Origin of the sequence: Novipirellula galeiformis (assembly GCF_007860095.1) — a bacterium.
Taxonomy (GTDB): domain Bacteria; phylum Planctomycetota; class Planctomycetia; order Pirellulales; family Pirellulaceae; genus Novipirellula; species Novipirellula galeiformis.
Genome location: NZ_SJPT01000002.1, coordinates 51,844 through 65,852, shown reverse-complemented (window position 1 = coordinate 65,852; position 14,009 = coordinate 51,844). Strand labels below are relative to the sequence as shown.

The window sequence follows — 14,009 nt, the reverse complement described above, 5'->3', positions numbered from 1 at the left end:
ACTGCGTAACTGGCGACACCGACGCAATCCAAGTCGCGAAGCGGCGACCGGTTTTGATTCCCGGTGGTCGACTTGCGCGGGCATCCGCGTTCTCTGTCGTCGCGTTGCGACTCCGGTTCGCTTGGTTTTCCCAAACCACGGACTCTCGTCCGTGGCTATTGCAGGTCGTCACTTCGTGACTCACCATTCGCAAAACACTGGACTGAGCCCCAGGGACAGAGCACTTGATTGGAAGTCAGCAACGCCCGGTTGGGGACAGCGATGGCGTTTGCACGGCTGGGGCATTGCCAATCGCTGTGACTTGGCCCCAATTCTCAGTGGACCTCAAACCACGTGAAAGTGAGCACTGTCCCCGAGGCTCCCCGCTGGTGTTGATGGGCGCGACTCCCACTGGCCAAAAGGATCTCATTGCGGTGCTCGATGGCTACCGCGAAAGTGAACAAAGCTGGAGCGAACTTCTGATCGATCTGAAGCAATGCGGACTTGCGACGTCTCCCAAGATCGCCGTGGGGGACGGTGCCCTGGGCTTCTGGGCGGCACTTCGTAAAGTGTTTTCTGAGACTCAAGAAAACGCTGTTGGGTACACAAGACGGCCAATGTGCTGAACAAGGTGTCTAACAGCGTTCAGCCCAGATTGAAAGGCGATTTGCAGAGGTCTGCCAAGCGGAAACGAAAGAGGATGCCAACACAGAGTTCGATGCGTTCATAGAAAAATTCAGCGTCAAGGACGCAGCGGCATGCGAGTGCTTCCGCAAAGACCGCGACATCTTATTGACGTTTTACGACTTCGCTGCGGAGCACTGGAGTCATCTTCGGACGACTAACCCAACTTCCCAACTGCGTTTCCGATGCGTTAGAGACGAAGTGCATTTGAAAGTTGCGACGCGACACCACCTCCATAGAGACGTGCTCTAGCACGCCCAGCCACTTTTGTTCGGTGCAACTTGAAAGTGATTGTCTGCACAATTAAAATGCGGATTTGTCCGAAAAATTTGATCTGGGAAGGGAGAGTGACTAGGCTGTCAAGCTTTATCCCTGTCACCCTACATTGTGGGTCGTAACATTTAACTGGATCTTTCGATGCGATTTTTGCTCGCAACACTTTTACTCACGTTTATACAAAGCCAAAACCTACAAGCTGGGATTCTCCTGTCGGAGGACTTTGATGGAGGAACGGTCGGTGTCCAATTCACGACCAGCCAACCAGATGCCGGAAGTCTAGCCGGCAACGACTATTTTGGCGTGTTTAATGAAAATGAGTTGGGCAATGGAAATTCGATTTTCTTTAACAACACCGAAAACAACTTCTACGCTGCCCAGGACATCGACAGTGCTGGTGGCCCCAATCCGTTCATGATGAATTGGGCTGGAATTGATATTTCGACTTTTAACAACCTGAACCTCAGCTTCTTTATCGCCGAAGACGACGCAATCTCCGGAGAGGACTGGGACTCGGATACGTCCTTTCGCGTTGAAGTGAATATCGATGGTGGCGGATTCTTCCCGATCTTTGCAGTCGAAGGTACTGGCGGCAATACCGAACCGCTGGTCGACACCGATTTCGATGGAACTGGCGACGGTGCCGCGATCACGAACGTGTTTACGCAGTTCAATGCGCCAATTGGTAACGGAAGAGCTTTAGACATTCGTTTTGTGATGGACAACCTAACGAGTAGCGACGAAGACATCGCGTTTGACCGAATTCTGCTCACTGGCGACGCGGTTCCTGTTCCTGAGCCCGCAACGTGTGGCATCTTCGCTTTCCTAGGCGGAGTGGTCGCCTTTCGCAAGCTGCGAGCCGGCAAGCAAGCTGAGTAAGCTTACTCAGTCGCGTCCCAATGCGTCTTAAGTAAATTGTTTTTCGTTTCTTCCATGTTGAAGTCCAAGCGTCGTTAAGCCTTTCCACACAGTTTGCGAATATTGTGAGAGCGAGGCACAGGTACCATTTTCTCGTTGGAGTTACACGCGAACCTACAAAAGCAAGGGACGCTTTTCCAGACACGCATCGTCTGTGATCAACACGACGAAAAGAAAAGTTACGCGGACTCGTTTCCTGTTCAGCAATCGCCTTTTTTGCTTGAACGAACCGGCGAAACCACTTGCGCTTTGCCAACTTCTTGATCGGTGTTTTTCGCCCCGTCGTTGTTGTCACGGATAGACTTGCTCTGAAAAAGAAACTCACTGCGTAACTGGCGACACCGACGCAATCCAAGTCGCGAAGCGGCGACCGGTTTTGATTCCCGGTGGTCCATTTGCGCGGGCATCCGCGTTTCCTGTCGTCGCGTTGCGACTCCGGTTCGCTTGGTTTTCCCAAACCACGGACTCACGTCCGTGGCTTTTGCATGTCGTCACTTCGTGACTCACCATTCGCAAAACACTGGACTGAGCCCCAGGGACAGAGCCCTTGATTGGAAGTCAGCGACGCCCGGTTGGGGACAGCGATGGCGTTTGCACGGCTGGGGCATTGCCAATCGGTGTGACTTGGACCCAATTCACAGTGGACCTCAAACCAGCCAACAAAGTGCTCTGCCCCCAAGGCTTGCTGTCCCCGAGGCTTGCTATCGATCCGTTCGGGCACGTCAGTCGGTGCGAATGTTGAAGAGGGTCAAGCGTGCCAGAGCCGAAAAGATTTCCGGCTCACATACAACATCGCGTGCAAAGAAGCACGCCAGACGCTGTATTGACTCCGCCTTATCGCTGAAACCGATTTGGTTCCAGCTGACCGACTCCAACCGATGATGGATGAATGCAACGAACTGGTCGCGATTCTGACTTCAATCGTCAAAAAGCTTCGCGACTAACTTTTACCATTCACCCATCACTCTTCTTACTTCTTTTTTGCTTTTCGCATTTGTTTCCAAAGCGAACGACCGTTGTCTCGGTCAAGCCGGACAAGTTGTTGCTGTCGTGTGTCGAAAGCGACCAGGTTGCCCTTGGGTCGCTTTGCGTAAACGAATGGCAAGCAAACCGCGACGACTTTGTGCGGTTCGCCAACTGCACGCGGCAGGTAGCGAGTCCGTACGGGTTCGTCGATGGGTTGTGAGATGCCCGAGCAGCTCCATAAGTAGGAGGGAAGCTCAATGATCTCGCTGAGGATGGTGACGTAGTCACCTTTGGCGATGTCTTCGCCAGCGATCCGGGCCGCGACGGTGGTCACGGATTTGGATCTTGTTTCGGTTGTGGTTTTCATGTTTCCGCTGGTCGTTGAAAGAATGAATTGTGCATGTGTGTTCTCTGTTGGGCAGCGAGTTTTTGATTACTCGCGGCCGGTCGTAATGGCGAAACAGGAATGTAAAACACGCATAGTTCAGTCTCTCGAGACGATTGTTGAAAACGCGGCTGACAAAGCGATCGGAAGTTTGAAGAGTGAAGTTAGAAGTCTGAAACCGGGAATCGCAATCCTTCACACCTCACCCTTCAAACTTCATCCGTGTAATCCAATTAGGCAGTCATTCGTGTTATGGGGGAGTCTTGAGTCTTGAGTCTTGAGTCTTGAGTCTTGAGTCTTGAGTCTTGAGTCTTGAGTCTTGAGTCTTGAGTCTTGAGTCTTGAGTCTTGAGTCTTGAGTTGTGAGTCTTGAGTCTTGAGTCTTGAGTTGTGAGTCCGGAGGAAAAAGGGGAAAGTTATGCGAGATCATCGAAAGCTACGAGCGTTCGAGTTGGCGGATGAACTTGTTATGTCGGTCTACTCAGCAACAAGGACATTCCCGAAGGATGAAATGTTCGGTCTGACGTCGCAACTTCGCCGAGCATCCGTATCAATCGCATCCCATATCGTCGAAGGATGTGCGAGGAACTCTGAACCAGATTTCCTGCGTTTCCTCGACATGGCATTCGGATCCATTCGCGAGGTCGAGTATCAGCTGACAATCGCACGGCGGCTGAATACACAACCGGCGAGACCGCCAAACAACTTGCAAGCCAAGCGGATGAAACAGCAAGGGTGCTCGCTGGGCTCATCCGCTCACTTCGCTCGTCGTCCTGATCCCCTCACGACTCACGACTCATCCCTCAGGACTCATTCCCTAAAAGTAGTCATCGCGATTGACGCCATCACAGACGCCCCGATCGTAGGCAGCAACGCTTGAATCGCTGGCCGCTGCCACAAGGGCACAGGTCGTTGCGCCCGAGCTTTTCCTCGAGTTGTTTGCCTTGGATGATTCGGACTCCGCGTTTGACTTTCGTTTCCGACGGGTAGCCTTTACGACGTTTGCTCATCGGCTCGAAAGCAAAGGTCTTCGTCGCAGTCATGTTGGTTGTCGTATCGCATTGGTCTGATCCAGTATGAGTGTGAAAGTGTTGAGGTTGTGCAAAAGCGGACCAACGAAGGGACAATTCAGATGGTTCACCTTTTCAAGATGTAACCCGACCCTGCAGTCGATCAGTCAGAATCGCTGGTAGGATTCGCCCCCACTTCGACCGAGTTGGGGCCGGTTGCTTGGCAATCTGGCTTCAGCGTTAAGATAGGGGTGAGTCTCGAGTCTCGAGTCTTGAGTTGTGAGTTGTGAGGAAGAAGGGGGAAGTTATGCGAGATCATCGAAAGCTACGAGCGTTCGAGTTGGCGGATGAACTTGTCATGTTGATTTACTCAGCAACAAGGACATTCCCGAAGGATGAAATGTTCGGTCTGACGTCGCAACTTCGCCGAGCATCCGTATCAATCGCCTCCAACATCGTCGAAGGTTGCGTTCGGAACTCTGAACCAGATTTCCTACGTTTCCTCGACATGGCATTCGGATCCATTCGCGAGGTCGAGTATCAGCTGACAATCGCACGACGGCTCGAATACACGACCGGCGGGACCGCCGAACAACTGGCAAGCCAAGCGGATGAAACTGCAAGGGTGCTCGCTGGGCTCATCCGCTCACTTCGCTCGTCGTCCTGATCCCCTCACGACTCACGACTCATCCCTCACGACTCATTCCCTAAAAGTAGTCATCGCGATTGACGCCATCACAGACGCCCCGATCGTAGGCAGCAACGCTTGAATCGCTGGCCGCTGCCACAAGGGCAAAGGTCGTTGCGCCCGAGCTTTTCCTCGAGTTGTTTGCCTTGGATGATTCGGACTCCGCGTTTAACTTTCGTTTCCGACGGGTAGCCCTTACGACGTTTGCTCATCGGCTCGAAAGCAAAGGTCTTCGTCGCAGTCATGTTGGTTGTCGTGTCGCATTGGTCTGCTCCAGTATGAGTGTGAAAGTGTTGAGGTTGTGCAAAAGCGGACCAACGAAGGGACACTTCAGATGGTTCACCTTTTCAAGATGTAACCCGAGCCTGCAGTCGATCAGTCAGAATCGCTGGTAGGATTTGCCCCCACTTCAACCGAGTTGGGGCCGGTTGCTTGGCCATCTGGCTTCAGCGTTAAGATAGGGGTGAGTCTTGAGTCTTGAGTATTGAGTCTTGAGTCTTGAGTCTTGAGTCTTGAGTCTTGAGTCTTGAGTTGTGAGTTGTGAGTTGTGAGGTGTGAGTTGTGAGGTGTGAGGTGTGAGGTGTGAGGTGTGAGGTGTGAGGTGTGAGGAAGAAGGGGGAAGTTATGCGAGATCATCGAAAGCTACGAGCGTTCGAGTTGGCAGATGAACTTGTCATGTTGATTTACTCAGCAACAAGGACATTCCCGAAGGATGAAATGTTCGGTCTGACGTCGCAACTTCGCCGAGCATCCGTATCAATCGCCTCCAACATCGTCGAAGGTTGCGCTCGGAACTCTGAACCAGATTTCCTGCGTTTCCTCGACATGGCATTCGGATCCATTCGCGAGGTCGAGTATCAGCTGACAATCGCACGGCGGCTCGAATACACGACCGGCGAGACCGCCGAACAACTTGCAAGCCAAGCGGATGAAACAGCAAGGGTGCTCGCTGGGCTCATCCGCTCACTTCGCTCGTCGTCCTGATCCCCTCATCCCTCAGAACTCATCCCTCAGGACTCATCCCTCACGACTCCAAAGTGCTCTCGCCAGGAATCGAACCTGGTCTACGACCTTCGCAAAGTCGCGTGCGAATCCGGCACACTCCGAGAACAATTTAGGAAGTTTGAAGTAAGATGGGTGAAGTGTGAATCCTCGTCTGCGGTTCTTCAGACCGCCGCTAGACCGTCTCAGCTACCAGCCCAAATTGGGTTCGTCGTGGGGTCGCCCGCCGTTCGATGCAGACACGAAAAAAGGCTAAGGTGTCTGGCGTGACCCCCGCGCCTTTTGGAACAGTGCCTTCATAAAGAAGTCGTTCGCTAATGAAAGCGAGTGTCACATCAAACGCGGATACGCCGGGGCATTATCTGTATTCAACGGGCTGTCACTATGGATAGGGACGCCGAATGGATCGCCTTCGTGTATCTATGCGAGTCGACTGGATTGGATTTTCATTTGCAAAACATCAGAAAGCTCGTTACTCGCTCGCGGCGTGAATGTGACTTGTGTGTTCGGAGAGATAGACGCATTGGCGTTGCAATGGTTCGCGTCAAATCTCGCATTCATAAAAATAGAGATGCGCGGAATCGTGTTCCTATTTCACAAACGCCGAGCAAGTCAAAAGATACTCGCCACAATAACTTCAACTGAAAAGTTTCTCGCTGCAAAAACCGATGCGTTTGCACACGGATCGGCATGCCCAAATACGGATACAAGGTCTTCAAAGCCCTGCTCGCCTCCGGTCGCGAAGCCAACCCCGGTCAATCCAGCCCTCGACGAAATCGAAGGCCATCGAGAGTCCCCGTCGATCTCTGACTTGCCTCTGGTCCCCGAAGCCTCGTCGATAATTACACCGGACAAGGTTACTCGCCGATTCGCCATCGTTGCGACCGCGGCAGGTGTGAAACGCATCTGGATGCACGCCACGTGGCACCAATATTCCACTTTGATTTCTTTGTGCTGGGGCCCCCTCGCAACTGTTTTTCTATAATTCGTGTTCTCGTATCAGCTAAACGCAGATCGATACCGGACACACTCTTTTCGTCACACTTGCTTGAATCGAAGGGCATGTTCCGGCAAACGGATGGTTGAATTTGCTTTCGCTAATGCTGCGTAAAGCTTGCCTCGGTTGTAGTTGTAGTTTTGTAAGATCTGAATCCTTTCGCCCGACTTCATGTGCATCGTGATTTTGCTGAACCCGGTATGCGTCTGGTGAGTTTGACTGATCTCAACAATGTCACTTACCGGGACAGAAAACGAAGCCGCCTTTGAGAGGGGATCGGAAATTTCAAAGCGGTCGCCGTCCACCGCTATCCTGAAAGTTCCATTTTGAACCCAGAAGAGAACGGCCACAACGAACAGACAGAGTTCAGCCAACGGCAAGGCAATGTTCAACCAATAAAACAACTGTTCGCCCGCCTCGGTCGGCTCAATAAACTTACGGGCTGCCAAATACATTGCCAACAGTACGCCCATGTTGAGCAGTAGCAGCATGGCGGTTCGCCGCTGCCTTTTTTCGTAAAGGTATAAATGACTCATGATGACAATTGCCGTGTGAAAGATTGAGGCGGGCGGTCGTCCGATGGGAAAGTGATTCCAGGACTCGAATTAACAATTAGGTCCGCGTTCCTTTTCTGCATCGCGTCGAAAAGCGAAAATATCGTGATGGATAAGCACCGCTACCGATCCACGTAAACCGATCATCCCTCTCGAACATGTTTCAATAGATCGTAGCTCCGGTTTCAACCGGCTCGTTTGTGATGGCCCGGTGGGAACCGGCCAATCATCCCACATCCATTTGCAAAATGCTCTCGACACCGTCCCTTTGAGAAGCTGATCAAACCAATCGTATTCCCTCCTTTTCAATCGTAATGATCCTCTGTTTATACAGGGCACCGATCGCTTTTTTGAACTGTCCTTTGCTCATCCCCAACAGATTGGAAACTTGAGCAGGAGGAGACTTGTCATGAACGGGCGCAAACCCGTTGTGATCGCGTAAGTAATCCTGAATCACTTGACTATAGTTGTCACGGATTTCCTGACCGCTTTTCAGGCTCAAGTCAATTCGGCCGTCTTCGCGAACCTGTTTGATGTAGCCTTGAATGCTCTGCCCAAAACTGAGCCGTTGATCAACGTCCGCTTTGTACAGCAATCCCCAATGGCTGTGATTCACAATCGCTTTGAACCCCAGTTCTGTACTGTTTGCGATAATCAAATCAACCTTCTGCTGCGGATAAAAATCGTGTTCGTCATCTTCCAGCACAACTTTATCAATCTTTGATGTCGCCGCGATCCGATCTTGGTTATCGAGATACAGATAGACGATGTAGGAATCCCCCACGGTCATCGGTCGATGCTGTTCCGCGAACGGAACCAAGACGTCTTTGTCCAATCCCCAATCTAAGAACGCGCCGATATGAGTGTTGTCTTTGACTTCCAAATACGCGAATTCGCCAACCTCCGCTTTGGGAGTCTGAAAGGTCGCGATGGGGCGATCTTCCGAGTCCAGGTAAAGAAAGACTTCGACAGTGTCATCGACACTCAATCCGTCTGGAGCATGCTTTGCGGGGAGCAAGATCTCGCCTAGATTTTCGGCATCCAAATAGAATCCGAATTCAGTGTCCTTGACCACTTGTAAATCATACGTTCTGCCGATTTGAATCATGGCTTCAATGTGTTTCGCGGTTGCTGGATCGAAGTGGTTGGCCGAGTTTTTTAATCGGGGACAGCCTGACCTACCCTAGCCGAGCCTGTATCAGACTCGCCCCCACAACATGAGAGATAGTTTATCGTCCGAAGCAGTCCTTGACGATCTGGTGACTCGGGAAATGCCTTCGCCCAGAGGCGGGTTAAGCACCTCTGCACAACTCATTGGGCTTAACGTAGCCTAGGCTACGTTTTGCAGCTTCGCCGCTTTGAGGAGTTATGCCCAACGCCTTCTGCCGAGGTGCTTAGGTGCTCCGTTTTTAGATGGAGTGTGCCTTCGATGTCCTGGATTGCTTGCCGAGATTGCTCTGATCTCTCGCGACAAGACCTTTCTCGACGTATTAGCTTCGACACGCTATCGGGGCGTGCAATTCGTAGTCGAGTGGCGAGATCCGCCAGCGTCTCGCTCGTCCAGCGCCAGAATCAAACCGCGGTGATGTCTCGACATTTCGCTCCGAACGGTGACTCAATCGGGGTCCGGCGCGTCATTGCGTCGGCCGCCGAAATTTGGCTCGCAGCCGCACGCGCCAGAACCTGCGCATTCAAAAATCCGCACCCCGAAGCGATTTGCAACCCGATCGAGTCCCAGCCCGAGCGGTTGATGCGATTTCACCCCACGATTCCTACCGGCCAGCCTAGGACGGCGCGGTTGCCTGGTGATCTCATTCACTGGCGTAGAATTCCGCCAGCGTTTCGTACGTTGCCGTTTGAGGTCGACGCCGGATACGACCTCCATTCGAATGATCCGCTCCAGCCAACTTTCATGTCATCGGCTGGAAACAGCGGCGCAAAGCTTCGTGATCTTTGCAACCACAATTTGCGACCAAACCTCGAATGAAGCTGATTTCAGTTCGGCGTCGTCCAGCGTCTTTCTCGCACTCGCCCAGACTGCATCATTGACAATGTTGTCGGCGAATTCCTGTCCCGCCCACGTCAACGCCAAGTTTGCCTTGCCGTAGCGATCTTTCCGGGGGCCCGTGTCGATGCCGGTCACCATCGCACCTTGGGTCAACAACTCGATGTGATAGCCGAATACCCCATCGTCGACATTGCCAATTAGATGTTGTACCTCAGCGGCCGATGGCCGCGCTTCGTGATTGCGAATCGCAAGCACAATGGCTCGAATCAAATCCATGTCGCGTATCATCTTCATTGCTCGCTAGGTGTTGGGGTTCATCCTTCATGCGAGCAGCGGAGCACAATCCGCATTTGGTGACAACATCAATCGCCTAACGGTCTGCTAAAAACGCATCCGGTGTAGCGGTCGATTCGAACCACGGAGAAGTCCGATCGGCCCCGTAACCACGTTGCATGCTCGACAACGAGTCGTGAAGTCGATCTCGGTTGGGTTGTTTTGGACAATCCGCCGCAAGCTTGGTGGGTGCCGCATAAAACGGGCCGAAGCGAATGGGCCAGTGCACCCCAGCTAACGCCTCACCAGGCATAAAGGGACGGGTTGCAGAAACCGTGCAATTCATCCAAATGAATGATTTCATTCCGCCAGCCTGGAGTCCCTCCTCAGGAATGGGCAGTGTTCCCAGTTGGGAGGTTCGCTTTTTGCGTGAAAGTTATCTCCAGGCTATTGTGTTGCCAATCATCGCCCTAGAATGACGCTATGTGTGTGCGGTGATTTCCTCAGCAACATCGTGCATTTTAATTCCCGCAAGCTCTACATAGGAATTTGTGAACGATGGATGAACTGATCAAGCAACTGACGGACCGCCTCGGCATTGATAGTGCAACCGCGAAAGGGGTCACTGGAAAAGCGATGGGGATGATCAAAGAGAATATTGATGATTCGACCTTCTCGAAACTTGCCTCTTCATTACCCGGTCTCGAATCATTGATCCAATCCGAGAACGATGGTGAATCGGCGGACGCGGGAGGTGGGATGCTGGGTAGTCTTGCGGGCATGGCGAGCAAAATGCTTGGCGGATCGACTGGCAATTCCCTGGAATTGGGAACGGCGCTGGCGGCGAAAGGGCTGCCTCTCGAAAAGCTTGGCGAATTTGTAACGATGCTCGTCCAATTCATCAAAGAGCACGCAGGCGAGCAAGTATTAGATCAAGTGCTTGCACGATTCCCAATGCTCAAAGGCGTGTTAGATCAAGGCAAGTAAGCACCGCGTACGTTTCGCTCGCTCGGCGGATTCGGACAACGGGCGTTCGTGCCCAACGAACCGCTAGAGCGACGATGGAGTCCTAGTCCGTTTCGTCTCTGGATATCGCTTTGGGAATTCTGTCAGCTGAGTATGGCGGCCGAGCATGGCACTTGGGGGGGAGGCAAAGGGGCAGGGAAGGCGAAGGGGAAGGCAAAGGGACACAGCACTTTTTAGGAGTACCGAGGTCCATCTCAGAAACGCCGTTTTGGATCAACCGACGCATGCTTGATGGATGTCGCCTTGAATACGCCCAGGCCGCGTGCCAGGCAGCATCACCCCCAGGGCGAACGAAACCGAGCCACTCATCGAAATGAGTAGTTCCCCTTGGCCACTCTAAAGTCACCCTCTAAGGAATGTGCTGTATTCCCGAACCTTTCACGTGTTCTGAAGCCTTTCACCGCTGAAGCCTCAATCGCACCAGGAGGTCGTTGAGCCGATCGCGTGCCGACGGCATTTCAGGCAGAGCGGAAGCGTCATAGGCCGCTTCGAGTTCTCGCGTCAGCCGTTCATATTCGCTTTGGTGAAATCTCAAATCGGCAGCGTCGAGCGTTCCCTGCTCCGGGCCTTCGCGCTTTTGCGAAATTAGATCGTCGATGTACGGCAATTTCGCTTCTGCGTTGAGCGTCACCAAATTGGCTTCGACAACACCCGTCCGCATCAGATGGATGCCGGTCAACAGCACGCGATAGACGTACAGCAGCGGTTTGACACGTGGCGATGATTCCTTGCCAAATAGCTTCCACTGCGTCGCTGCGAACCCCAGGTAGTGATGTGCGTGATGCCGGGTGATACAATTCGCGGCGATCGACTTGAGTTCCGCATGTTCAGGCGTGGTGAACACCACTAGCGGCGAGAATATTTGTTCGAGCACGTAACCATTGCGTCGCAGCATCAACTTGAAGAATTTTTTCGCATCGTGAGTGACGAGGTCAATTTCAAGTCCGTCGTAGATGCCTTCCTTCTCGATGGTTTGCTCGCCATCGTCCAACCCAACAACCGTCTGCAGCGGCAACCGATGCACACCGCGAAGATCGAAGTCGGAGTCGGGCGAGGGGAAACCGTAAAGGTGGGCGCCGCTAATCGTGGCGAACACCAGTGGAAACGGATGCGTTCGCACATGCTGCATCATTTTGTCGTTGTCGATCACGGTAAATCTTTCTCCATCGCGCGGCCCCGAGCGTCCACGAGGAACGCGTTCACGCGTTCGTAGTCGGGGCGATCAGGAAGCTTCGTCATTTTAAATGCGGATTCGAATTGACGCTGCAGTTCGTTTCGCCATTGGTCTGCTTCGTTGAAGGGCATCTCGCCACGCTTGATCGCCAGCAACTGATCCCGGTGCTCGCCGACGTCAACATTGACGCGGCCATGAGACAAGACGTGCGTTCCCGATAGCAGCAAGCGAATCAGATGCATCACGTGCTTCCATTTGACGCGTCCTTGATTGCGGAAGTCAGTCTGCATCTTCTTGAACTGCGACGCGACGTATCCGGAATAGGTTTGAAAGACGAGTTTGGATAGAAACGCGTCCTTCATCGCCAACAATTCTTCGCCTAGCGGTGTCACCGATTCAACGATAGGCGAATAGAGGCACTCCAAAACGTTTGGGTTCGCCTTGAGTGCCAGCACAATGAACTTCTGCAGCTCCCAATAGACCTCCTGGGTCACGTCGTTCTCCAGTTGCTCTGGAACTCCGTATAGCGACCAGTGCAGTTCCGCGGGCGGCAAATAGATTCCTCGACGATCGGTGTCCGAACTATCGTCATCCAGCCCATAAGCACGCGAGCCGATCACGCACCGATAGATCACCCGATCGAATAGCCCCGCGCTCATCAACGGCGAGTGCTCATTGCGAATCCGCTGGCTCTTGAACTCCGCAAGTCGCACCATTTGATTGTGATGAATTGCCGCCTCGAATCCGTCGCTAAATTTGACGCGGTAAGCATGAGTCCGATCTTTCGGCGCACGCACAATCACTCCAACGGCTCCGGCCGGATGAGCGATACGATCGTTCGAAGTCATCACCTCTTTCTGCGCCACGACCTGAGTTCCGACGGAGTAGATCAACGGTTGAGATTGGTCAGTGGACACAGTTTCGATTTTTTCAGTGCGTTGGAAAACAAGCTTGCGGTTAAGATGGACGGCATGAATGCAAGACACATTATAGCGGTCTATTTGGTGGTCCAAGCGGTCGGCACGGCTGCGTGGTGGGGCCTGCTGTTGTCGATGCCGGCAAGCGTGAAATGGTTCCAGCCGGAAGCATGGCCCAACAATGCATTGCTAGGGTTTTGGTTAGGCGACTCGTTGTTGTTAGTGGGCGGTTCAATAGCGACCGCGATCGTTGTCGTCAAACGAACGTCTTGGGCTGCGGTCGCGGTCTGGTCCCTTGCCGCGGCGGTTTGGTATCCGGCGTTGTATTGCATCGGGGTCAGTTTGCTCACCGACGAAGCTTGGATTGCTGCTGCGATGATGGTCAGCATGGCGGGACTGACGTTGGCCATGGCGACGATCCACGGTAACGCAGCCCAGTCGCCGGCGACCATTCGCGTCACGACGATGAGCAAGACAACGGCGTTGTGCTGGACGTTCGCTCAAACGTTACTTTTTTGGAGTCTGTTTTTGTGGATACTGCCAAAGGGCATCGTCGAGTTGGAGGATCGCATGGGATTGCCGGCGTTCACCCACTCCGGGCAATCGGCATTTTCGCTTGTGTTGTTTGCATTCGCGTCTGCAATCGGAGCCTGGAGCGGCATTGCGATGGCGATTCATGGCGACGGGACACCGTTGCCGACCGCAACCGCTTCTAAACTTGTGGTCGTCGGCCCGTACCGGTTCGTTCGAAATCCCATGGCACTGGCTGGCATCATGCAAGGCGTCGCGGCGGGTTGGTATTTTGGAAGCTACACGGTGATCGGTTATGCCCTCGCCGGGGCATGCGTCTGGCACTGGTTCGTGCGTCCCGTTGAAGAAAGCGATTTACGAGCACGTTTTGGCGATAACTATGGACAATACAAGCTCGACGTGCGGCTTTGGGTGCCCACGATTCCATCACCACGCGGATCCGAGGTTAACGCGTGAGTCAAATCAAGAACAGGAAAAAGGAATGAGACATAGCACTTTCTAGGAGCACTGAATTCCACTTCGGTAGCGCCGTTTTTGATCAACCGACACATGCTTGGTTGGCGACGTCTTGAATGCGGCCGGGCCGCGTGCCAGGCAGGTCATCTAACGCCTGCCTAGAGTT

The 14,009-nt window shown here is 53.1% G+C and carries 17 protein-coding genes and 1 pseudogene; 9 read left to right on the top strand and 9 right to left on the bottom strand.

What is annotated here, in order from left to right; all coding sequences use genetic code 11:
- Positions 1–365: 365 nt before the first annotated feature.
- From Pla52o_RS28000 to Pla52o_RS27805, 3 genes and pseudogenes are all read left to right on the top strand, one after another.
- Positions 366–828, top strand: a pseudogene (locus Pla52o_RS28000) (transposase); the annotation flags it as partial.
- A 252-nt stretch (positions 829–1,080) separates the two neighbouring features.
- A complete protein-coding gene (locus Pla52o_RS05420; protein WP_146593604.1) occupies positions 1,081–1,818 on the top strand; it encodes a hypothetical protein in 738 nt (245 codons plus the stop codon).
- Between the two features lie 737 nt (positions 1,819–2,555).
- The gene (locus tag Pla52o_RS27805; protein WP_146593603.1) at positions 2,556–2,684 is read left to right on the top strand and encodes a four helix bundle protein; all 129 of its coding nucleotides are present in this window, start codon (positions 2,556–2,558) and stop codon (positions 2,682–2,684) included.
- Between the two features lie 143 nt (positions 2,685–2,827).
- On the opposite strand, the gene Pla52o_RS05410 is transcribed toward Pla52o_RS27805, so the two are convergent.
- Positions 2,828–3,190 (bottom strand): hypothetical protein, encoded by a 363-nt coding sequence (locus tag Pla52o_RS05410; RefSeq protein ID WP_146593602.1) that lies wholly within the window; start codon positions 3,188–3,190, stop codon positions 2,828–2,830.
- 435 nt (positions 3,191–3,625) lie between these two features.
- On the opposite strand from Pla52o_RS05410, the gene Pla52o_RS05400 reads away from it, so the two are divergent.
- A complete protein-coding gene (locus tag Pla52o_RS05400; protein WP_315852935.1) occupies positions 3,626–4,087 on the top strand; it encodes a four helix bundle protein in 462 nt (153 codons plus the stop codon).
- Here the strand turns inward: Pla52o_RS05400 and Pla52o_RS05395 are convergent.
- The gene (locus Pla52o_RS05395) at positions 4,053–4,250 is read right to left on the bottom strand and encodes an SEC-C metal-binding domain-containing protein (RefSeq protein WP_146593599.1); all 198 of its coding nucleotides are present in this window, start codon (positions 4,248–4,250) and stop codon (positions 4,053–4,055) included. The genes Pla52o_RS05400 and Pla52o_RS05395 overlap by 35 nt on opposite strands.
- A gap of 274 nt (positions 4,251–4,524) precedes the next feature.
- Here Pla52o_RS05395 and Pla52o_RS05390 point away from each other — a divergent pair, with 274 nt between their 5' ends.
- Entirely contained in the window at positions 4,525–4,884 is a 360-nt protein-coding gene (locus Pla52o_RS05390) for a four helix bundle protein (protein ID WP_146593600.1), read from the top strand.
- A 68-nt stretch (positions 4,885–4,952) separates the two neighbouring features.
- On the opposite strand, the gene Pla52o_RS05385 is transcribed toward Pla52o_RS05390, so the two are convergent.
- Positions 4,953–5,117: an SEC-C metal-binding domain-containing protein gene (locus Pla52o_RS05385; protein WP_011123265.1), complete on the bottom strand. Its 165-nt coding sequence runs from the start codon at positions 5,115–5,117 to the stop codon at positions 4,953–4,955.
- 412 nt (positions 5,118–5,529) lie between these two features.
- Here Pla52o_RS05385 and Pla52o_RS05375 point away from each other — a divergent pair, with 412 nt between their 5' ends.
- Both Pla52o_RS05375 and Pla52o_RS05370 read left to right on the top strand, forming a co-directional pair.
- Entirely contained in the window at positions 5,530–5,889 is a 360-nt protein-coding gene (locus Pla52o_RS05375; protein ID WP_146593598.1) for a four helix bundle protein, read from the top strand.
- A gap of 589 nt (positions 5,890–6,478) precedes the next feature.
- A complete protein-coding gene (locus Pla52o_RS05370) occupies positions 6,479–6,892 on the top strand; it encodes a CoA-binding protein (RefSeq protein WP_231612174.1) in 414 nt (137 codons plus the stop codon).
- 53 nt (positions 6,893–6,945) lie between these two features.
- Here the strand turns inward: Pla52o_RS05370 and Pla52o_RS05365 are convergent, their stop codons facing one another.
- The 4 genes from Pla52o_RS05365 to Pla52o_RS05350 form a co-directional block, all read right to left on the bottom strand.
- Complete coding sequence (locus Pla52o_RS05365; RefSeq protein WP_146593597.1) at positions 6,946–7,440, bottom strand: hypothetical protein; 495 nt, start codon at positions 7,438–7,440, stop codon at positions 6,946–6,948.
- Between the two features lie 298 nt (positions 7,441–7,738).
- Complete coding sequence (locus Pla52o_RS05360) at positions 7,739–8,566, bottom strand: CvfB family protein (RefSeq protein ID WP_146593596.1); 828 nt, start codon at positions 8,564–8,566, stop codon at positions 7,739–7,741.
- An 807-nt stretch (positions 8,567–9,373) separates the two neighbouring features.
- Positions 9,374–9,760 (bottom strand): DUF2513 domain-containing protein, encoded by a 387-nt coding sequence (locus tag Pla52o_RS05355; RefSeq protein ID WP_146593595.1) that lies wholly within the window; start codon positions 9,758–9,760, stop codon positions 9,374–9,376.
- Between the two features lie 76 nt (positions 9,761–9,836).
- Positions 9,837–10,103 (bottom strand): hypothetical protein, encoded by a 267-nt coding sequence (locus Pla52o_RS05350; protein WP_146593594.1) that lies wholly within the window; start codon positions 10,101–10,103, stop codon positions 9,837–9,839.
- A gap of 194 nt (positions 10,104–10,297) precedes the next feature.
- On the opposite strand from Pla52o_RS05350, the gene Pla52o_RS05345 reads away from it, so the two are divergent.
- Positions 10,298–10,726, top strand: coding sequence for a DUF2780 domain-containing protein (locus Pla52o_RS05345; RefSeq protein WP_146593593.1), 429 nt, complete (start codon positions 10,298–10,300; stop codon positions 10,724–10,726).
- A 436-nt stretch (positions 10,727–11,162) separates the two neighbouring features.
- Here the strand turns inward: Pla52o_RS05345 and Pla52o_RS05340 are convergent, their stop codons facing one another.
- Positions 11,163–11,897: a nucleotidyltransferase domain-containing protein gene (locus tag Pla52o_RS05340; RefSeq protein WP_146594095.1), complete on the bottom strand. Its 735-nt coding sequence runs from the start codon at positions 11,895–11,897 to the stop codon at positions 11,163–11,165.
- A gap of 14 nt (positions 11,898–11,911) precedes the next feature.
- Complete coding sequence (locus Pla52o_RS05335) at positions 11,912–12,856, bottom strand: nucleotidyltransferase domain-containing protein (RefSeq protein ID WP_231612121.1); 945 nt, start codon at positions 12,854–12,856, stop codon at positions 11,912–11,914.
- Between the two features lie 54 nt (positions 12,857–12,910).
- Between Pla52o_RS05335 and Pla52o_RS05330 the strand changes: the two genes are divergently transcribed.
- A complete protein-coding gene (locus tag Pla52o_RS05330; RefSeq protein ID WP_146593592.1) occupies positions 12,911–13,843 on the top strand; it encodes a methyltransferase family protein in 933 nt (310 codons plus the stop codon).
- Positions 13,844–14,009: the final 166 nt, after the last annotated feature.